The sequence below is a fragment of the Vibrio sp. H11 genome (assembly GCF_004804295.1).
Classification (GTDB): Bacteria; Pseudomonadota; Gammaproteobacteria; order Enterobacterales; family Vibrionaceae; genus Vibrio; species Vibrio ostreae.
Genome location: NZ_SSHN01000006.1, coordinates 215555 through 234795 on the forward strand (window position 1 = coordinate 215555; position 19241 = coordinate 234795).

The 19241-nt window shown below is 54.6% G+C and carries 19 protein-coding genes; 9 read left to right on the top strand and 10 right to left on the bottom strand.

The genetic code is table 11. From position 1 onward, the window contains the following. Positions 1-220: 220 nt before the first annotated feature. Positions 221-1609: a uracil-xanthine permease family protein gene (locus tag E6C74_RS11900; protein ID WP_136485414.1), complete on the top strand. Its 1389-nt coding sequence runs from the start codon at positions 221-223 to the stop codon at positions 1607-1609. A gap of 124 nt (positions 1610-1733) precedes the next feature. On the opposite strand, the gene envZ is transcribed toward E6C74_RS11900, so the two are convergent. The 4 genes from envZ to E6C74_RS11920 all read right to left on the bottom strand — a co-directional run bounded on the left by envZ (position 1734) and on the right by E6C74_RS11920 (position 6108). After that, positions 1734-3041, bottom strand: coding sequence for a two-component system sensor histidine kinase EnvZ (gene envZ / locus E6C74_RS11905; RefSeq protein ID WP_136485416.1), 1308 nt, complete (start codon positions 3039-3041; stop codon positions 1734-1736). A 62-nt stretch (positions 3042-3103) separates the two neighbouring features. Beyond that, positions 3104-3826, bottom strand: coding sequence for a two-component system response regulator OmpR (gene ompR / locus E6C74_RS11910; RefSeq protein WP_136485418.1), 723 nt, complete (start codon positions 3824-3826; stop codon positions 3104-3106). Positions 3827-4110: 284 nt separating this feature from the next. Beyond that, positions 4111-4716: a bifunctional 4-hydroxy-2-oxoglutarate aldolase/2-dehydro-3-deoxy-phosphogluconate aldolase gene (locus E6C74_RS11915; RefSeq protein ID WP_136485420.1), complete on the bottom strand. Its 606-nt coding sequence runs from the start codon at positions 4714-4716 to the stop codon at positions 4111-4113. Positions 4717-4728: 12 nt separating this feature from the next. Then, positions 4729-6108: a GntP family permease gene (locus E6C74_RS11920; protein WP_136485422.1), complete on the bottom strand. Its 1380-nt coding sequence runs from the start codon at positions 6106-6108 to the stop codon at positions 4729-4731. Between the two features lie 159 nt (positions 6109-6267). Between E6C74_RS11920 and E6C74_RS11925 the strand changes: the two genes are divergently transcribed. Then, a complete protein-coding gene (locus E6C74_RS11925) occupies positions 6268-6789 on the top strand; it encodes a gluconokinase (protein WP_136485424.1) in 522 nt (173 codons plus the stop codon). Continuing rightward, complete coding sequence (edd, locus tag E6C74_RS11930) at positions 6786-8591, top strand: phosphogluconate dehydratase (protein ID WP_136485426.1); 1806 nt, start codon at positions 6786-6788, stop codon at positions 8589-8591. Before E6C74_RS11925 ends, edd begins: the two co-directional genes overlap by 4 nt. A 48-nt stretch (positions 8592-8639) precedes the next feature. Here the strand turns inward: edd and E6C74_RS11935 are convergent, their stop codons facing one another. Continuing rightward, the gene (locus tag E6C74_RS11935; RefSeq protein ID WP_136485428.1) at positions 8640-9638 is read right to left on the bottom strand and encodes a LacI family DNA-binding transcriptional regulator; all 999 of its coding nucleotides are present in this window, start codon (positions 9636-9638) and stop codon (positions 8640-8642) included. A 133-nt stretch (positions 9639-9771) separates the two neighbouring features. After that, the gene (greB, locus tag E6C74_RS11940; RefSeq protein ID WP_136485430.1) at positions 9772-10257 is read right to left on the bottom strand and encodes a transcription elongation factor GreB; all 486 of its coding nucleotides are present in this window, start codon (positions 10255-10257) and stop codon (positions 9772-9774) included. A 147-nt stretch (positions 10258-10404) separates the two neighbouring features. Here greB and E6C74_RS11945 point away from each other — a divergent pair, with 147 nt between their 5' ends. Both E6C74_RS11945 and E6C74_RS11950 read left to right on the top strand, forming a co-directional pair. Beyond that, complete coding sequence (locus E6C74_RS11945) at positions 10405-11067, top strand: hypothetical protein (protein ID WP_136485432.1); 663 nt, start codon at positions 10405-10407, stop codon at positions 11065-11067. Between the two features lie 55 nt (positions 11068-11122). Continuing rightward, entirely contained in the window at positions 11123-13429 is a 2307-nt protein-coding gene (locus tag E6C74_RS11950; protein WP_136485434.1) for a Tex family protein, read from the top strand. A gap of 80 nt (positions 13430-13509) precedes the next feature. On the opposite strand, the gene E6C74_RS11955 is transcribed toward E6C74_RS11950, so the two are convergent. Together E6C74_RS11955 and bioH are read right to left on the bottom strand one after the other, a co-directional pair. Beyond that, entirely contained in the window at positions 13510-13980 is a 471-nt protein-coding gene (locus E6C74_RS11955) for an ATP-dependent Lon protease (protein WP_136485437.1), read from the bottom strand. 129 nt (positions 13981-14109) lie between these two features. After that, complete coding sequence (bioH, locus tag E6C74_RS11960) at positions 14110-14880, bottom strand: pimeloyl-ACP methyl ester esterase BioH (protein WP_136485517.1); 771 nt, start codon at positions 14878-14880, stop codon at positions 14110-14112. Positions 14881-14967: 87 nt separating this feature from the next. On the opposite strand from bioH, the gene E6C74_RS11965 reads away from it, so the two are divergent. The 4 genes from E6C74_RS11965 (at position 14968) to cysQ (ending at position 17900) form a co-directional block, all read left to right on the top strand. After that, positions 14968-15669 carry a phosphoribosyltransferase family protein gene (locus tag E6C74_RS11965; RefSeq protein ID WP_136485439.1) on the top strand — a complete coding sequence of 234 codons (702 nt, stop codon included), beginning with the start codon at positions 14968-14970 and terminating at the stop codon, positions 15667-15669. 98 nt (positions 15670-15767) lie between these two features. Beyond that, complete coding sequence (gene nfuA, locus E6C74_RS11970) at positions 15768-16355, top strand: Fe-S biogenesis protein NfuA (protein ID WP_136485441.1); 588 nt, start codon at positions 15768-15770, stop codon at positions 16353-16355. Positions 16356-16500: 145 nt separating this feature from the next. After that, on the top strand, positions 16501-17049 hold the full coding sequence (gene nudE / locus E6C74_RS11975) for an ADP compounds hydrolase NudE (protein ID WP_136485443.1): 549 nt from the start codon (positions 16501-16503) through the stop codon (positions 17047-17049). Positions 17050-17072: 23 nt separating this feature from the next. Next, positions 17073-17900 (top strand): 3'(2'),5'-bisphosphate nucleotidase CysQ, encoded by an 828-nt coding sequence (gene cysQ / locus E6C74_RS11980; RefSeq protein WP_136485445.1) that lies wholly within the window; start codon positions 17073-17075, stop codon positions 17898-17900. Between the two features lie 84 nt (positions 17901-17984). Here cysQ and E6C74_RS11985 read toward each other — a convergent pair whose 3' ends face one another. Together E6C74_RS11985 and E6C74_RS11990 are read right to left on the bottom strand one after the other, a co-directional pair. After that, on the bottom strand, positions 17985-18743 hold the full coding sequence (locus E6C74_RS11985) for a type II secretion system protein N (protein WP_136485447.1): 759 nt from the start codon (positions 18741-18743) through the stop codon (positions 17985-17987). Beyond that, a complete protein-coding gene (locus tag E6C74_RS11990; protein WP_136485449.1) occupies positions 18743-19237 on the bottom strand; it encodes a type II secretion system protein M in 495 nt (164 codons plus the stop codon). The genes E6C74_RS11985 and E6C74_RS11990 overlap by 1 nt, the downstream gene beginning before the upstream one ends. Between the last annotated feature and the right edge of the window lie 4 nt (positions 19238-19241).

Sequence of the window (19241 nt, forward strand, 5' to 3'; positions counted from 1 at the left end):
TGCTTTCATGGTCAAACGTTTTATAATCGCCGCCCAAAACGAGTAAACGCAAACGTTTACCTTTATACCCGGTGCGCCAAGCGGCTCGGCCGCCATTGGCGTAGCGGGTAGAACTCCAGAACCGGACCTGATTAACAGCAATCACAGAGATGTTCCGTGTTCCGCTTTACGTGCCCATTCAGCGCATACACAAAGTGCATTTACAATTTAGGAAACTGCCATGACAACCCAACACGCTGCGCGTCCATCCGAGCTGGTTTATCAGCTCAATGATCGCCCACCTTTACCGCATACGATTTTTGCCGCCCTGCAACACCTGCTGGCCATGTTCGTTGCCGTGATCACGCCATCACTGATCATCTGCCAGTCTCTCGGCGTACCTGCCGATCAGACCAACACCATCATCAGCATGTCGCTGTTTGCGTCCGGCTTATCCTCTTTTATCCAAATTCGTACCTTTGGTCCGATTGGTTCCGGCTTGCTGTCCATTCAGGGCACCAGTTTTAACTTTTTAGGTCCAATTATCGGGGCCGGTCTGGCACTTAAAGCCGGCGGTGCTGATGTACCGACCATGATGGCGGCGATTTTCGGCACCATTTTGCTGGCATCGTTTGCCGAAATTCTGCTGTCGCGGGTGCTGGAATACGCGCAGCGTATTATTACTCCGCTGGTATCCGGCATTGTGGTCACCCTGATTGGCCTGACCCTGGTTCAGGTTGGCCTGGTTTCGATGGGTGGCGGCTATGCGGCGCTGGGCGACGGCACCTTCGGCAGCCTCGACAAACTCGCTCTGGCGGGCACGGTCCTGGCGATTATTGTCCTGCTTAACCGCGCGCGTAACCCGTATTTGCGCGTAGCATCAATCGTAATTGCCATGCTGGTCGGCTACATCATGGCCTACCTGATGGGCATGGTGGATACCAGCAAACTGAGCGCTACCCAGTTGGTTGCCCTGCCTATCCCGATGCAGTACGGCCTGAGCTTTGACTGGTCCCTGTTTATCCCGCTGGTACTGATTTTCCTCATCACTGCGCTCGAAGCGATTGGTGATATTACCGCCACCTCGGAAGTGTCCGGTGAACCGGTCAAAGGTCCTGTCTACATGAAACGGATTAAAGGCGGCGTGCTGGCCGACGGCATCAACTCGGCACTGGCGGCGGTATTTAACAGCTTCCCGAACTCCACCTTCAGCCAGAATAACGGTATTATCATGCTGACTGGTGTCGCCAGCCGCTACGTGGGTTACTTTATTTCCGCGATGCTGGTGTTGCTGGGCCTGTTCCCCGGTGTTGCCAGCTTTGTCCAGCTGATCCCGGAGCCGGTGCTGGGCGGTGCGACCATCGTAATGTTCGGTACTATTGCCGCGGCAGGCGTACGTATCATCTCGCGCGTTGATCTCGACCGCCGCGCAATTCTCATTATGGCGCTCTCTTTTTCTATGGGCCTTGGCATCGCACAAAAGCCGGAGATCCTGCAGTTTATGCCGGAATTCATTAAGAGTATTTTCTCATCAGGCGTTGCCGCCGGCGGTATCACGGCCATCCTGCTCAACCTGCTGCTGCCAGACCATAAACAAGCGGAACAAAGCGCAGCGCAGGTTAGCGACTGATCCGCGCCAGTCTGCCAGCACAACCTGGCGGATACGCTTCACCGCCCTTGCGGTAACGGGTTACTCATAAAAGAGGCTCGCCATATGGCGAGCCTCTTTTATGGCTTTGCAGTTAAGCTGGCGCTCAGCGCGTCGGGAAACTGATCTGGGCCTTGAGGCCACCCTCGCTGCGGTTATTGACCGCCACCGCTCCGGCGTGCTGGCTGACAATCCTTTTCACGATAGCCAGCCCCAGCCCGGTACCTTCACTGCCGCGCGCCGTATCGCCGCGGGTAAAGGGTTCAAATAGCTTATTGACCTGGGATGAATCTATACCCGGACCGTTGTCTTCGACACACACCCAGGCCATTTTTTTATCGGCCGTCAGACCGGTACTGACCTTAACCCAGCCATTACCGTAACGCAGCGCATTCACCACCAGATTACTCACCGCACGCTTGATCGCAATCGGATTACCGACCGCATCTTCCATGCTCTGGTGCAGGTCAGTTTCAATATGCACCTCATAACCGCCTTCCGAGGTCGCGACATCATTGGCAATCGCATTGAGATCGACCGCTTCAAAACTGTCGCGATTGACCGGTTTCAGGTAATCCATAAACTGACTGATGATCTCGTTACACTCTTCGGTGTCACTGATGATGCTTTCCGCCAGATAACTCTCTTCCGGCGACATCATTTCAGTCGCAAGACGAATCCGGGTCAGCGGCGTACGCAGGTCATGACTGATACCGGCCATCAGCAGTGCCCGGTCCTCCTCCAGTGCCTGAATGCCTTTCGACATCTGATTAAAGGCCCGGGTTACCGAACGAATTTCACTGGCCCCTTTTTCCTGCAGCGGCGGTGGAATCGCCCCGCGTCCGACCGATTTGGCCGCTTTTTCGAGCGCAATCAGCGGTCGGTTCTGCAAACGGATAAACAGCCAGCCACCCAGCACAATCAGCACCGCCATAATGATGCTGTTACGAAACAGCGGCGCAAAATCTTCTTCCTGCAGTTCTGAGAGCGGGATCCGCAGCACCTGACCAGGCAGCATATCGATCTTCATCCACAGCACATAACTGTCTTCTCCCGCGCCCATACGCACTTCGGTCGGCGAACCGAGCTGCTCACTCATCTCTTCACTCATCAAATCAATCGCGACGGAGTGATGATACGGCTCGGCCTGCGGACTGTTTTCAGCATAGATACTGACCCCGAGCTGTTCCAGCACACGGCGGCGCAACGGTGCGTCCATGACCAGACCGTTTTCATCCATGTGCATCGAATCATCGAGCATCAGACTGATTTCATGACTGAGAATTTTATTGAACTGCTGCAGACTAGGCATCAGCGCATAGTTAAACAGGGCGTAATAGGAGTAGACCTGGCTTGCGACCAGCAGGGTAAAAAACAGCACAATGGTCTGGCTAAATGAACTGCGAATGCGCATGGGATACCTTTCAATGCAGGACAATCAGTGCCAGACAGGCTGGCACTGAAACGGAGATCGGATTAACTGGCTTCCTTACCGTCCGGCACAAACACATAACCCAGCCCCCATACGGTCTGAATGTAGCGCGGTTTGCTCGGATCGACTTCCAGCATACGACGCAGACGGGAAATCTGCACATCGATGGAGCGTTCCATGGCCGAATACTCGCGACCGCGGGCCATATTCATCAGTTTGTCGCGCGACAGCGGTTCACGGGCATTAGTCACCAGCGCTTTCAGCACGGCAAATTCACCTGAGGTCAACGGCATCGCTTCCTGACCGCGGAACATTTCGCGCGTGCCGAGGTTAAGGCGAAACTCACCGAACTCCACAATCTTGTCATCGGCACTCGGCGCTCCGGGCGCTTCGGTTACCTGGCGGCGCAGCACCGCTTTGATACGGGCCAGCAGCTCACGCGGATTAAACGGTTTAGGCAGATAATCATCGGCCCCGACTTCCAGACCGACGATTCGGTCGATCTCGTCACCTTTGGCGGTCAGCATCAGGATAGGGATCATGTTGTTGGCATTACGCAGACGGCGGCAAATCGACAAACCATCTTCACCCGGCAACATCAGATCCAATACCATTAAATGGAAGGTTTCACGGGTCAGCAGGCGATCCATCTGCTCACTATTGGCCACGCTGCGTACCTGGAACCCTTGCTCCGAGAGATAGCGTTCGAGCAGGGCTCTCAAGCGGGCATCATCATCCACGACTAATATTTTATGATTTTCTTGCATCTGTCCTGTCCCACGAATAAGTGTCTGCTTCTTAAAGCGAAAGAAGCGAGTAAAATGTAACACTGTTGCGCATGATAGGGCTCAAAGAATTGTTAACGTTTATTACTAACTTAAGCCCTGTCAGCCAAGGTGGCTAAGCCATCATACCAACCAGGCAGCGCTGTGTGATGTTGCTTTTATCATAGCCCACTCCTCATCTCTAAGCTGCGACCTGACGCAGAGACAAAAAAAGCCAACCGCAGGGTTGGCTTATGTGGATGACAGTGACCGGCTCAGGCGAGAACTTACAGTTCGCGCACCAGTTTAGCAATCGCGTCCCAGTCACCCTTATCCATCAGATCGCTCGGTACCATCCAGGTGCCGCCGCACGCCACTACCGCTTTAATCGCCAGGTATTCCTGCACATTACCAGGATTGACGCCGCCGGTTGGCATAAATTGCACCGGATACACGGCGCTCAGTGCTTTCAGCATCGCCGTGCCGCCTGACGGTTCAGCCGGGAAGAACTTCACGGTTTTCAGGCCCAGCTCCATCGCCTGCTCAACCAGGCTCGGGTTATTCACGCCAGGTACAATCGCAATGCCGCGTTGCTGACAGTATTTGACTGTGGTCGGGTTAAGGCCCGGGCTGACAATAAAGTCTGCGCCCGCTGCAATTGCCTGATCCACCTGCTCAGTAGTCAGCACGGTACCGGCCCCGATCAGCAGATCAGGATAAGCTTCTCGCATCAGACGAATCGATTCCTGTGCCGCGTCAGTACGGAAGGTGACTTCAGCACACGGCAGGCCATTTTCAACCAGCACTTTAGCCAGAGGCACAGCCTGGTCGGCGTGGTTAATCGCAATTACCGGAACAATTTTGATTTGTTGCAGTTGTTGTTCAAGAGTCATTATCAGTCAGCCTTATAAAATTACGCTCAGACCCGCGGCGATAACAAAAGCGATCGTCCCCAGCAGCGTTTCCATTACAGTCCAGGTTTTCAGGGTCGTTTTCTCATCCATCTCAAGCAGACGAGAAACCAGCCAGAAACCGGAGTCATTAAAGTGAGACAATACCGTGGCACCACCGGCAATCGCAATCACGATAAAACAGTGATCCAGGGCAGTCAGTCCGGTGGTCTGGGCGACAATCGGTGCCATCAGTGCTGCGGTAGTGGTCAGTGCGACGGTTGCAGAGCCTTGCGCCACGCGCAGACAGGTCGAAATCACGAACGCGGCCACAATCACCGGCATACCGGTATGCGCCAGCACATCCGCCAGTGCCTGGCCGATACCGCTTGAGCGCAGTACACCACCAAACATACCGCCGGCACCCGTGACCAGGATCACCGCACAGATCGGCGCCAGAGAATCAGTACACAGTTTTTCCAGTTTATGCTTACCGTACTTACCGGTAAATACCGCCAGACACACCAGCAGAGTGATCAGCAGTGCAATCGGGGTTTTACCCAGCATACGCAGAAATTCCACCACTGGCTGCTGGCCATCGACCACACCGGCAACAGACAGAGTATTGAGACCAGTATCGAGGAAAATCAGAATCACCGGCAGCAGCAGAATCAGCAGCACGGTAGAAAACTTCGGCAGATCCTGCTTGTCTTTGAACATCACTTCGGTGTTCATAAACGCTTTCGGCAGGGAAATCACATACTTGTTACCGGCATAGATACTGAACAGATAAGCACCGAAATACCAGGTCGGAATCGCAATCAGCAAACCGACCAGCAGCAGCAGACCTAAATCTGCGCCCAGCAGATCGGAAGCGGCCACCGGGCCCGGATGCGGCGGTACAAACGCATGCATCACAGCAAACGCCCCCGCGACCGGGAACGCGTATTTGATCGGCGAACCGCCCAGACGCTTAGCCACGCTGAACAAAATCGGCATCATCACGATAAGACCGGCATCGAAAAAGATTGGAAAACCAAACATCAGCGATGCCACACCAAGCGCCATTGGCGCACGGTGCTCGCCGAAGCGGCTAATCAGGGTGTCCGCCAGCACTTTCGCGCCACCGGTCACCTCAAGAATTTTACCTATCATGGCACCCAGGCCAACTAACAGGGCCACTGAGGCTAACGTGCCGCCCAGTCCAGACAGCATAGTCGGCACGACTTTATCGCTCGGCATACCCGTTGCCAGCGCAGTACCGAAACTCACCAACGTCAGCGAGGCAAAAGCGTGCACCTTCAATTTCATGATCAAAACCAGCAGTGCAGCAATAGCGGCGGCAGCGATAAGCAACAGCTGGGTAGGGTCTGGGCTCTGTGCTAATTGTTCCATTTTGTTCACCTTTATCAAGGATTGGATGTTTGTGTATTAGTTCACAATTTCAAAAGTTACGGGTAACATGTTACCGATAACACCACTAAGATAAAGTCAATTCTTACGGCAGATTTTAAAATTGAGATCTCGCTCAGATCTCGCGATTAAGGAGTCAGTATGACGGGTAGCAGTATTATCGTTATGGGCGTGAGTGGTTGCGGAAAAAGCACCATCGGTGCCAAGATTGCCCAACGTCTCAACGCCAAATTCATTGATGGCGATGACCTTCATCCCCGCGCCAACATTGAAAAAATGCGCCGCGGTGAACCACTGGATGATAACGATCGCGCGCCTTGGCTTGAGCGTATCCGCGATGCAGCATTCAGCCTGGAAAACAAGAGCGAACGCGGTGTCATCGTCTGCTCTGCGCTGAAAAAAAGTTACCGTGATCAGATTCGTGACGGCAATCAAAGCGTCACTTTTGTTTTTCTTGATGGTGATAAATCTCTGATCATCAAGCGTATGCAGGCTCGTCAAGGTCACTTTATGAAAACTCATATGATTGACAGCCAGTTTGCGGCGCTGCAGCGCCCAGATAACAGTGAAACCGACGTACTGAACATCTCGATTGCTGACGATATCGATGTCGTGGTTGAGCACGCCGTGCATGCGCTGTACCAGCAGGAGGCAACGGCATGACCCATCCGCATATTCAGCAGGTGACCGACAACATTCGCTCACGCAGTGCCGAGCTGCGGGCACGCTTTCTGGCCAAAACAGCCCAGCAGCACGCCAGCGGCAAAGGCAAAGCCAGCCTGTCATGTGGCAATCTGGCTCATGCGATTGCGGCTTCCTGTCAGAGTGAGAAATCAAACATTCTCGATCTGACCCGTGCCAACCTGGCCATCATCACCGCCTACAATGACATGCTCAGTGCGCATCAGGTCTACAAAGATTATCCGGATCAAATCAAAGCCGCCCTGGCCCCGGTTGGCCATACTGCCCAGATTGCCGGTGGTGTCCCTGCGATGTGCGACGGCGTGACTCAGGGGCAACCGGGTATGGACATGTCACTGTTTTCCCGTGACTTGATCGCTCAGGCGACCGCGATGTCGCTCAGCCATAACATGTTTGACGGCACCCTGCTGCTCGGTATCTGTGACAAGATTGCCCCGGGCCAGCTGATGGGCGCGCTGGCTTATGCGCACCTTCCGACCGCATTTATCCCGGCCGGGCCAATGGCGACCGGGATAAGCAACGAAGAAAAAGTCGATGTGCGCCAGAAATACGCCGCCGGTGAAGTCGGCCGCGATGCGCTGCTGCAAATGGAGTGTAATTCTTACCACTCACCGGGTACCTGTACCTTCTACGGTACCGCCAACACCAACCAACTGGTGTTTGAGGCGATGGGACTGATGCTGCCGGGCTCGGCTTTTGTGCATCCGGACAGCCCGCTGCGCACTGCGCTGACTGAGTATGCCGCCAAAGCGATCGCTGCCATGGCGCCGGGCACTCCGGCTTACCGGCCGCTGAGCGAAGTGGTCACGGCAGAAAGCCTGGTTAACGGACTGGTTGCCCTGCTCGCCTCCGGCGGCAGCAGTAACCACACCATTCATCTGGTCGCGCTGGCGCGGGCTGCCGGTCTGATCCTGACCTGGCAGGATATCAGTGACCTGTCTGACGTGGTACCTCTGCTGACCAACGTTTATCCGAACGGCACGGCCGATATCAACGAGTTCGAAGCGGCCGGCGGCGTCCCTATGCTGTTGTCCCGCCTGGATGAACGCGCTCTGTTACACCGCAGTGTCACCCCGGCTATCGGTGATTTTTCCCTGCAGCTCCAACGCCCGCAGCTCGCTGACGGTGAACTGGTATGGCAGCCATGTGGTGACACCCTCAACCCGGCCGTCATTGCCGCCAAGCAGACCTGCTATCAGACCAGCGGTGGTATTAAGGTGCTGAAAGGCAATCTGGGTCAGAGTGTCATTAAAATTTCCGCGGTCAAAGCTGAGCATCATCTGATTGAAGCACCAGCGAAAGTCTTCAACTCTCAGCATGCGGTAGAAGCCGCCTATCAACGCGGTGAGCTGAATCAGGATTGTGTGGTCGTGGTACGCTACAGTGGCCCGGCAGCCAATGGGATGCCGGAGCTGCACAAACTGATGCCGATCCTCGGCAACGTGCAAAAAGCCGGTTTCAAAGTCGCCCTGGTGACCGACGGCCGCCTGTCCGGCGCCTCGGGTAAGATCCCGGCCGCGATTCATATGTCGCCGGAAGCTCTGCGGGGCGGCATGATTGGCCTGGTAGAAGACGGGGATATTTTGCGGCTGGATGCCCAAAATGGCGAACTGACCTGTCTGGCTGACCTCAGCCAGCGCAGCGCCACAGTTCCAGCCAGTGAAGCCGATCAGCACGACTGGGGGCGCGAACTGTTTGCTCTGGCGCGCCAGCAGGTCACCGCTGCCGATCAGGGCGCAACCTTTCTGTTTCCAGCGCTGTAAACAGCGTTAAAACCGGCCTGTACGGGCTGACCTGGTCAGCCCGTACTATTACAGACTGTCTCCGATCGTCAGGCGGTAGCCCAGATCGTAGACTTTCTGCTCCGCTTCCTCTCCGGCCAGCGCCGCTAAGAGTAATTCTGCACTTTTCTTGCCAATCGCAAAACGCGGCGTCTCCACACTGGTCAGCTTAGGAATAATCGCCTGGCCGATATCCAACGCATTGTAGCCGACCACCGCAATCTGTTTCGGTACTTCAATGCCTTTATGGGCGCAGTACATCATGGCCCCAATCGCCACGTCATCGTTAGTACAGAAAATCGCATCGAGCTGCGGACATTGCGCCAGCGCTTTTTCCAGCAACACTCCACCTATGGTGAAACTGGAGTGTTCACCGGTTGAAATCTGTTGTGGCTCCAGACCGGCATCACGCATCGCACGCTCGTAGCCCTGCATCCGCAACCGGGTCCGGGTATCCAGCCGGGCGCCGAGATAGACAATATTTTTCCGCCCGCGCGCCAGCATCTCCTGCACCACCTCATACGATGTCTGCTCATGATCCAGCCCCACGGCCATATCAATCGGGCAGGCCGGGATCTCCATGGTTTCCACCACAGGCACCGCGGCTGATCTCAGCATCTGCAGGGTGCGTTCCGTATGGTTGGTTTCGGTCAGGATCAGGCCATCGACGCGATACGACAGTAACGCCGCAATTTTTTCTTCTTCTTCCTTCGAGCTGTAACCGGTGTGGGCTATCAGGGTGTCATAGCCGGCCGGCTTGGTCACAGACTCAATCCCCTGCACTAAATGAGCGAACACCTGATTCGACAACGAGGGCAGAATAATACCGATAGCACGGCTGGAGGATTTAGACAAAATCGCCGGTACCCGATTCTGAATATAACCCAGCTCTTCAATTACAGCGGCGATTTTTTGCTGGGTTTTCTGGGCTACCGAGCCCGGGTCACGCAAATAACGCGACACCGTCATTTTGGTAATCCCCACCTGGTCAGCAATGTCTTGTAAGGTGGGTCTGGTTTTTCGCTGCATACTTTTCCTAATCAGTGTCGACAGGTTTCCGCCCGGGTTGACCTCGCGTCAGACTTTTATCATAAAACATACGGATAACTGAAACTATGCCAGCTTTTCACAAAACAGAGCAAAAATGATAATAAACTAGTTTCTATGCATCTATTTTATACTCAATGCTATTGATGAACCAGACTTTATCGCCACTTGGCGTCCTGACGACAAATTCATCATCCACCTCTTTTTTCAGCAGCGCACGCGCCATTGGCGAGTCAATTGATATGTAATTTTTGACCTCATCACCATAAATTTCTTCCGGACCGACGATTCGAAACTTTTTCATCTCACCGGCTTCGTTTTCAATCTCCACCCAGGCACCAAAAAACACCTTGCCATCCTGCTGCGGCGAGTAGTCAACTATGGTCAGTTCCGGCAGCAATTTACGCAGGAAGCGCACGCGGCGATCGATCTGGCGCAGCAGTCGTTTGTTGAAAGTGTAATCAGCGTTTTCAGAGCGATCACCCAAGCTTGCGGCCCATGTCACAATTTTGGTGACCTCAGGACGCCGTTCATTCCAGAGAAAATCATGCTCTTTTTTGAGTTTATTAAACCCTTCACGAGTAATAAGTTTCGTTTTCATTTAATCCACAAAATAATTAATAATCAAAATCTTACAAATTTATAAAAAGATAAAAACAGAACATTTTAGGTTGTTTTATTAGATTAAAAAACACTGTTTTAATAGAATTACGCGATTCTGAGTTACCTTTTCGGAGTCAAAACCATTATGTCCGCACCTGATGCAAAACAGCAAATTTTCAACGCCAGCAAAGAGCTTATCGCCATCATCGCTCTGTTGCTTGTCGCTCCTCTGGCACTCTATCTCGATCTGGCCGTGCTTAAAAACGATGTCGGCGAAATCTCAGTGACCGAACTAGCTCAAGAGGGTTTCGTATTACTCTCCATGCTGATGTTTGCCCGCGCCGCGAAAACCACCCCGTCGTCACGCGGTTTTTACCTGCTGGTCAGCGGTTTTTTTGCCTGCATTCTGATCCGCGAACTCGATCAGTTCCTGGACTACATCTGGCACGGCTTCTGGCAGATCCCGGCCGCGATCACCGCCGCGACCTGTATCGGCATGGCGATGACCCGTTATAAAGATTCCGTACTGGCACCGATGGCAGACTATACCCGTTCACGTGAGTATGTCTTTATGGTCGGTGGCGTTCTGCTGCTGCTGGTGTTCAGCCGTGTATTTGGCAGTGGTCACCTGTTGTGGGAACACATCATGGGCGATGACTATGACTATGTGCTGAAAAGCGCGCTGCAGGAAGGTCTGGAATTACTGGGCTACTCCTGGATGACCTATGGGGCCTATCGCCACTGCATTTGTGCACAACGTAGCACTTCTGTCGCTGAATCTGCTCTGACAACGCCGGTAAACGTTTAAAATAGACTATCTTGTCCCCACATCAAGAAGTCTGTTGTAACAAGTGATACCAACCATGAGCTTAGCTATCTGTCATTCGATTGCCCAAGAGCTGAACGTTCGCTCAGAGCAAGTCATCGCCGCCGTCAAACTGATTGACGACGGCAACACAGTGCCATTCATCGCCCGCTACCGTAAAGAAGCCACCGGCGGGCTGGATGACACTCAACTGCGCACCCTGGACAGCCGCTTGTCCTACCTGCGTGAAATGGACGACCGCCGTCAAACCATCCTCAAATCGATTCAGGACCAGGGTAAACTCACTGCGGAACTGGAGCAGGCGATTATTGATGCCGACAGCAAAACCCGTCTCGAAGACTTGTATCTGCCGTATAAACCGAAGCGCCGCACCAAAGGCCAGATCGCGATTGAAGCCGGTCTGGAGCCTCTGGCGGATACCTTGTGGCATCATCCGCACACCGATCCGGAGCTGGAAGCAGGCAAATATCTTGCTGCGCAACACGGCATCGAAGACAGCAAAGCGGCTCTGGATGGCGCACGCGCTATCATCATGGAACGTATCGCCGAAGATGCAGATTTGCTGGAAAAGATTCGTCAGCACCTCAACCGTAACGCTCATATCGTGGCGCGCGTGGTCGAAGGTAAAGAGCGCGACGGAGAGAAGTTTAAAGACTACTTTGCCCATCAGGAGCCGATCAGTAAGGCACCTTCCCATCGCGCTCTGGCGATGCTGCGTGGCCGTAACGAAGGCTTTCTGACCCTGACCCTCAATGCGGATCCGGAGCAGGAAGAGGGCGTACGCCAGTCGTACTGCGAAACCCTGATCGCCGAGCATTACGGCATTCATCTCAGCCAGGCGGCTGCGGACGCGTGGCGTAAGCAGGTCATCAGCTGGTCATGGCGCATCAAAGTATCGATGCATATGGAAACCGAGCTGATGAGTGCGATGAAAGAGCGCGCTGAAATCGAAGCCATTGAAGTGTTCGCCACTAACCTTAAAGACCTGCTGATGGCAGCACCGGCAGGCCCGCGTGCGACTCTGGGTCTGGATCCGGGCCTGCGTACCGGCTGTAAAGTGGCCGTGGTAGATGCCACCGGCAAAGTCCTGGCGACCGATACCATCTATCCGCACCAGCCACAAAACCAGTACGATCGCGCCATGGCGAGCGTGGCCGCGCTGGTCAAACAGCACAATGTCGATCTGATTGCGATCGGTAACGGTACCGCTTCGCGCGAAACCGATGCCTTCGCCGCGGATCTGATTAAGCGTGGCAACCTCAAAGTGCAGAAGATCATGGTCAGCGAAGCTGGGGCATCGGTCTACTCGGCCTCTGAACTGGCCGCGAAAGAGTTTCCGAACCTGGATGTCTCGCTGCGCGGCGCCGTGTCTATCGCACGTCGTCTGCAGGATCCGCTCGCCGAGCTGGTTAAAATTGACCCGAAATCAATCGGGGTTGGTCAGTACCAGCACGATGTCAGCCAGACTCTGCTCGCCAAACGTCTTGATGCGGTGGTGGAAGACTGTGTGAACGCCGTCGGTGTCGATGTTAACACCGCCTCCCCGGCTCTGCTAACCCGCGTCGCGGGCCTGTCGAGTACTCTGGCGCAGAATATCGTCGATTATCGCGATGAAAACGGCCGCTTTGAATCGCGTACCGCGCTGAAAAAAGTCGCCCGTCTGGGGCCCAAAGCATTTGAACAGTGTGCCGGTTTCCTGCGTATCATGCACGGCAAGAATCCGCTCGACGGTTCTGCGGTGCACCCGGAAGCCTACCCGGTCGTCAAAGCGATCGCCGAAAAGAATCAGCAGCAGATTAAGACGCTGATCGGTAACAGTGAGTTTCTGCGTGGTCTGCGCGCAGTTGATTACACCGACCAACATTTCGGCGTGCCGACCGTAACCGACATCATTAAAGAACTGGATAAACCCGGCCGTGACCCACGCCCGGAATTTAAAACCGCCACGTTCGCCGACGGCGTCAATCAGGTGTCCGATCTTGAAGTCGGCATGGTACTGGAAGGCGTGGTTTCCAACGTGGCCAACTTCGGCGCATTTGTCGATATCGGTGTCCATCAGGATGGCCTGGTACACATTTCTGCCCTGACCGACCGTTTTGTTTCTGACCCGCGTGAAGTGGTCAAAGCCGGCGATATCGTCAAAGTCAAAGTGATGGAAGTGGATGTGCAGCGTAAGCGAATCGCCCTGTCCATGCGTCTTAACGATGAACCGGGTCAGGAGAGCCGTGGCGCGCGCGCCAGCGCACCAAACGCAGAACGTAAACCACGCCGCCGCGAGGAAACACAGTCCGGCGGAGCGATGAGCGGGGCGTTTGCCGCAGCTTTTGCCAAAGCCAAGAAATAAGCCTTTACTCGCACAGAAAAAATCCCCGTCCGGGCTACCGGGCGGGGATTTTTATTTCAGTCTCATCACTGACGCGATCACTACAGGACTGCAATCACTTCTGACGGTGTATTGGGCGCCACAGCCTGACCGTAGTGGTATTTAATCACGGTGCGGCGCTGCGCCATTTTGCCCTCAGTTATCGCTTCATCAATGACGCGTTTCGGCAGGCGAAACCGCATCGCATAACCCTTGCCCTGCTCTTCACTGTAGCTGGCTAATGCCAGCAATCCGAACAGTCGTTCCAGTTCACTGGACGGTTGATCATCGCCCTCCCAACCGACCCCATCCTCCGCATCCAGTTCATAGCCCGGATGTTCGGCCGGATCCCAGGATGAGTCTCTGCGTCGTTTGTCATCTGCTTTAATCTTACGTTCAGCGTGGGTTTTGGTCAGCGCTACGGTCGGCGTCACAGGTTCACGGGCGCGGTTATCGCGCGCAACCTGTTCTGTCGGAACGTTCACTGATGGGGCGATGAGTGGCACGCCGACATTGGTCGGTGACACTATCATAGCCGAAACCTCCTCAGTATCGCCCGGCCCGTTGCAATTCGCTGCTACCCGGGCCTGATTTTATATCGGCCAGAACAGGACAAAATTTAGTCTTATTTGTCCGTCCGGGCCAAAAATCATCCACATCCGTTACTTTGGCCCGCCAAACGCAACCAGTTGCTGACAAAACGCATCAAATTCGGTCATAAACGGCGCATGGGACGATTCTGTGAAGATATATTGCTGGCTGTGTGGCACCACCTGCGCAAGATCGTGGGCAACTTTGACCGGCACCAATCCATCGAGGCGGCCATAGAGACGCAGCAACGGCACGGAAATATGCGCCAGTTGCTCACGCAGATCGACGTCCGCCAGCATCTGCAACCCGGCCAGCAGCGAATCCGGATTCGGGGTCGGACGCGATAACACCGCCTGCTTGAGGGTTTTGACATCCTGCCGCGCGGAAGGGCTGCCCATGGCTTGCAACGCCATAAAACGTTCAATGGTGGCATGGAAGTCTTCCACCAGTTGATCGGTAAACGCGCTCAGGACCTGGGGCTGAATACCGCGCCATGGCCGCTCAGCCGCAAACTTAGGTGACGATGCGACTGTGACCAGTTTCGCGACATAATCGCTATGATGCAGTGCCATATGCGTGGCCACCAATCCGCCCAGCGACCAGCCAACCCAAATCGCCTGTCTGGGGGCCTTAAGAATCAACAGCCGGGCAATCGCTTCCAGGCTGTCAGCATGCAGATGCGCACTGTGACCGTAGCCGGGTAAATCCACCACATGGACAGTGAAATGCTGCGCCAGACGCTGCTCGGTCTGTTGCCACACAGCCCCGTTCATGCCCCAGCCATGCACCAACACCAGATCCGGACCGCTACCACTTACCTGCCAATACAAGTCTGCCGCCATAGTCACACTTTCTCCTACTCATTCCATGCTCACCAGGCAGCCCAACCGGTCACAATCAACCCCACAGCTGCCATTTAAGAAGATCCTATGTTAGCGAATCAGCTTCAAAAAACCATGCTTTCCTGGCTGGCTCCGGCCTGCCCGCTGTGCCGCCTGCCGCTGGCCAAGCAGGATACGCACGGCTTATGCGCCGCCTGCCTCGAGTGGTATACGCCGCAACCGCGATGCGAGCGCTGCGGACTGCCAAGCCCGATGCCGGTCACACAATGCGGTGAATGCCTGCGCTCGCCACCGCCCTGGCAACGCCTGATTTGTCTCGGGGATTACCGTTTTCCACTCAGTCAGGCGGTGCATAAACTCAAGTATCAGCGTCAGTTCTGGCAGGCACCGTCACTGGCCGGTTTACTGGCAACACGCATCACGGATCCGGCTCCGCTTCTCACTTCAGTGCCCCTGCACTGGCGCCGTTACTGGCTGCGTGGTTTCAATCAGAGTGATCTCCTGGCGCGGGCGCTGAGTCAAGCCCTGCAGTGTCATTACCAGCCGCAGCTGTTGCAACGGGTACGCGCCACCGCCATGCAGCAGGGACTGAATAAACGCGAACGCACCCGTAACCTGACTCAGGCATTCCGCCTCAGTGAACCACCAGCCAGTCGCCATATTGCTATCGTCGACGATGTGGTCACCACAGGCAGTACCATGCGGCAATTATGCAATTTACTGCTTGATGTGGGGGTCAAAAGGCTTGATATTTACTGTATATGCCGTACTCCTGAGCCGGGAAGCTGAATCTGATGCAAAAAGCGTCAGTAAAAAGGGCTGGATCCTCGGCTCGACAGGAGTAGAATGGTGACTAAATAGCCTACAAATTTACTCAGGTATTCGTCGTGTCAAATACTATTACTATTACAGAAAACGCCCAGTCTCACTTTGCCAAGCTTCTGGCTCAGCAACCGGAAGGCACCAACATCCGCGTCTTCGTGGTAAACCCGGGAACGCAGAATGCAGAGTGTGGCGTCTCTTACTGTCCACCAGAAGCAGTAGAAGCCACTGATACAGAGATCAAATACAGCGCCTTTTCCGCGTACATCGATGAATTGAGCCTGCCGTTCCTGGATGAGGCAGAGATCGATTTTGTCACCGATAAAATGGGCTCACAACTGACCCTGAAAGCACCTAACGCCAAAATGCGTAAAGTGTCTGATGACGCATCGCTGATGGAACGTGTTGAATATGCGATTCAAACCCAGGTTAACCCACAACTTGCCGGTCACGGCGGTCACGTACGTTTGATCGAAATCTCTGACGACGGCGTTGCGCTGGTGCAATTCGGCGGCGGGTGTAACGGCTGCTCTATGGTGGATGTGACGCTAAAAGAAGGCATCGAAAAAGAACTGCTGGCTCAGTTTGAAGGTGAACTGACTGCGGTGCGTGACCAGACTGAGCATGACCGTGGTGAGCACTCTTACTACTAAGCAACCCATTATCAAAAGCTGATGCCGTGCATCAGCTTTTTTTCTTTTTATTCACACCAATCTGGCCGCCTGTTAAAACAGAACATTTTCAGCTGCAGAATTTTCTCATATAGTAAGAAACGTTTGAAAGCGAAGGAGTTAGCGTATGCCATCCAAATTATTACCGGAGATTCTGGCCAAGAGTACAGTGGCCAGGTCAAAGCTGTTCTCGATTGAAGCCCTGGATCTCCGTTTTTCTAATGGTGAGCAACGCACTTATGAACGGATGAAACCGAGCGGCCGCAACGCAGTGATGATGGTGCCGGTGACCGAACAAGGTGACCTGCTGTTAATCCGGGAATACGCCGCCGGTACCGAAAACTATGAACTCGGTTTTCCCAAAGGCCTGATCGATCCGGGTGAAACCCCGCAACAGGCGGCGGTACGCGAGCTGAAAGAAGAGATCGGTTTTGGTGCCCGCGAGTTAATTGCGCTCAAAGAGGTTATCCTGGCTCCCTCTTATTTTTCCAGCCGCATGACACTCTTCATTGCGCAGGATCTATACTCAGAACAGTTGGATGGCGACGAACCGGAACCGCTGGAACTGGTGCGCTGGCCGCTTGAGCAGGCCGAAGAGTTGCTGACCCATTTAGATTTCAGCGAAGCCCGCAGCATTACCGCCCTGCTGCTGGCACTGCGTCATCTGAAATCCTGACCCGCAGAGTTATAGGAAAGCGTATGCCAACCGCGAAAGATCTCTCCCATCTGCTGCCTGACGTGATCAGTATTGCACGTTCAGCTGGACAACTTATCCTCGACATCTACGAAAACAAATCGTACGAAGCATTCACCAAGAGTGACGAGACCCCGGTCACCAGCGCCGACTTAGCTGCGCATAAACTGATCACTGAACGTTTGTCGGAACTGACCCCGGACATCCCGGTTCTGTCGGAAGAAGCGGCGAACATCAGTCTGACCACCCGTGAAACCTGGCAACGCTACTGGCTGGTTGACCCGCTCGACGGCACCCAGGAATTCATTGCCCGCAGCGGCGACTTTGCCACAATTATTGCTCTGGTCGAGCATAATCGTCCGGTGATGGGCGTGGTGTACGGCCCGGTGTCCGGCGTGATTTACTACGCTTATGCTGGCAAAGGGGCGTGGAAGATCCCGGACATGTCAGACAGCCTGCGTATCCGCTCACACAAACATGAACTGCCGGGACAGCCAATCGCGATGGCCATCAGCCGCCGTCAGGACATCAACCGCATCACCAAGCGCCTGAGCAGCCAGTGGAACTATGAGCTGGTACCACTCGGCTCGGCCGCACTGAAAGCCTGTCTGGTCGCCGAGGGCGCCGTAGACTGTTATCTGCGCCTGGGGCCAACCGGGGAATGGGATACTGCGGCCACTCAATGCATTGTCGAAGAAGCTGGCGGACGTATTCTCAGTACTCAGCTTGAGCCATTGTCCTACAACGAGCGCGATACGCTGGAAAATCCTAACTTTATCGTACTCGGTGACGCTGACCTGCCGTGGGATCAGATTCTGCAAATCAAAGACTGAGTGCTCACTGCGTTGCCAAAAATAAAAAAGGGCGAGTTCTGACTCGCCCTTGCTGATTTGGTCACTCACCACAGTGAGACATAGTTACAGCCTGCCCTGGCGGGTAAACTGATAACGCCCCTGCCCATCGGGACGTGGCAGCAGATTAAGCTGCTCGCTCAGACGCGGCGGAAATTCTGCTCCGGGCTTAAACCAGCCCTTGGCCTGATAACGACGTGCCGCGTTAAGCTCTGCAGAAAATTCTGCACTGACCTGGGCACTATTCTGGTTGCCATTGACTGTCACGACGTTATCCTGACACTGCACATCAGCCATCACACGATCCAGTTGCAGCTCACCGAGCGGTGAACCAATCTGACTCGGTGTCCAGACCAGATTACCACTGGCGGCGCTGCACCACGGTTGCCCGTACTGGAAATCACGTACCGTCAGTTCGACCTGACCTTGCGCCGCGACAGGCACAGGCAGCTGCAGTGTTTGCATCACTTGCTGAGCGGGTATAGACACCACGAGATCACGGGCAAAAGCGCCACTCAGACCATAGCCGATCACACCTTTACCGCGCATCTCCAGATCACTGCCACGGCCAAAACGCACCGTAGCCTGAGCTTTCGCCCCCAGCAAAGCCGACCATTGCCAGTTCCACTGCACGGCGCCCAGTTTATTACGCTGCCAGCTGACCTGCTCCGCACTGCCCTGCCACAGAGTACCGCTGACGCCCTGCAATTGCAGAGCACGTGGCAGCGGCGCGTATTTGACCACCAACGAGGCCGGGATATGGACAAGCGCACTAATCAGCACCACCACCACAAATACGCTGACGTATCCAATCACACCTTTCATTATCCGCCTCGTTTTAACTGCAAGCGTTTGACTTCAACCAGACCCGGCGCTGCGCCGCGGTCCAGATCCATAAATTCGACATCAATCCCCTGCTTCTCACGCAGGAAGTTTATCCAGGCCACCAACTGAGAAAATGGCAACGGCTGAACCCAGACCTGCATCATTTCTCCGCGCGGCTGCACCCGGATCAGCTCAATATTGAAATCCCGCGTCGAGCTGGCAATCACCTGGTTGAACGGCTGATTGGTGCGCACCACGCCGCCCTGACGACGCAGGGTGATAATGTCATCGGCGGTCGATTTGACCCACTGCAGCAACTGCTGCTCCGACTGAATGCGGGTCCGGGCGTTTTCACTGCGTTGCTGCAGTGGCTGCACCACCCCCCAATACACCAGACCAAGCAACAGCAGTCCGCCGCACACCAGCACCAGACGCTGTTCACGCTGACTGATCGAGCTCCACCATGCCTGCGCCGGGTTGAGTAAATTCTTCATGCTC

Bases quoted from the DNA above. Each gene is read 5' to 3' on its own strand.
- E6C74_RS11900 (WP_136485414.1), top strand. From the start codon at position 221: ATGACAACCCAACACGCTGCGCGTCCATCCGAGCTGGTTTATCAGCTC.
- envZ (WP_136485416.1), bottom strand. From the start codon at position 3,041: ATGCGCATTCGCAGTTCATTTAGCCAGACCATTGTGCTGTTTTTTACC.
- ompR (WP_136485418.1), bottom strand. From the start codon at position 3,826: ATGCAAGAAAATCATAAAATATTAGTCGTGGATGATGATGCCCGCTTG.
- E6C74_RS11915 (WP_136485420.1), bottom strand. From the start codon at position 4,716: ATGACTCTTGAACAACAACTGCAACAAATCAAAATTGTTCCGGTAATT.
- E6C74_RS11920 (WP_136485422.1), bottom strand. From the start codon at position 6,108: ATGGAACAATTAGCACAGAGCCCAGACCCTACCCAGCTGTTGCTTATC.
- E6C74_RS11925 (WP_136485424.1), top strand. From the start codon at position 6,268: ATGACGGGTAGCAGTATTATCGTTATGGGCGTGAGTGGTTGCGGAAAA.
- edd (WP_136485426.1), top strand. From the start codon at position 6,786: ATGACCCATCCGCATATTCAGCAGGTGACCGACAACATTCGCTCACGC.
- E6C74_RS11935 (WP_136485428.1), bottom strand. From the start codon at position 9,638: ATGCAGCGAAAAACCAGACCCACCTTACAAGACATTGCTGACCAGGTG.
- greB (WP_136485430.1), bottom strand. From the start codon at position 10,257: ATGAAAACGAAACTTATTACTCGTGAAGGGTTTAATAAACTCAAAAAA.
- E6C74_RS11945 (WP_136485432.1), top strand. From the start codon at position 10,405: ATGTCCGCACCTGATGCAAAACAGCAAATTTTCAACGCCAGCAAAGAG.
- E6C74_RS11950 (WP_136485434.1), top strand. From the start codon at position 11,123: ATGAGCTTAGCTATCTGTCATTCGATTGCCCAAGAGCTGAACGTTCGC.
- E6C74_RS11955 (WP_136485437.1), bottom strand. From the start codon at position 13,980: ATGATAGTGTCACCGACCAATGTCGGCGTGCCACTCATCGCCCCATCA.
- bioH (WP_136485517.1), bottom strand. From the start codon at position 14,880: ATGGCGGCAGACTTGTATTGGCAGGTAAGTGGTAGCGGTCCGGATCTG.
- E6C74_RS11965 (WP_136485439.1), top strand. From the start codon at position 14,968: ATGTTAGCGAATCAGCTTCAAAAAACCATGCTTTCCTGGCTGGCTCCG.
- nudE (WP_136485443.1), top strand. From the start codon at position 16,501: ATGCCATCCAAATTATTACCGGAGATTCTGGCCAAGAGTACAGTGGCC.
- cysQ (WP_136485445.1), top strand. From the start codon at position 17,073: ATGCCAACCGCGAAAGATCTCTCCCATCTGCTGCCTGACGTGATCAGT.
- E6C74_RS11985 (WP_136485447.1), bottom strand. From the start codon at position 18,743: ATGAAAGGTGTGATTGGATACGTCAGCGTATTTGTGGTGGTGGTGCTG.
- E6C74_RS11990 (WP_136485449.1), bottom strand. From the start codon at position 19,237: ATGAAGAATTTACTCAACCCGGCGCAGGCATGGTGGAGCTCGATCAGT.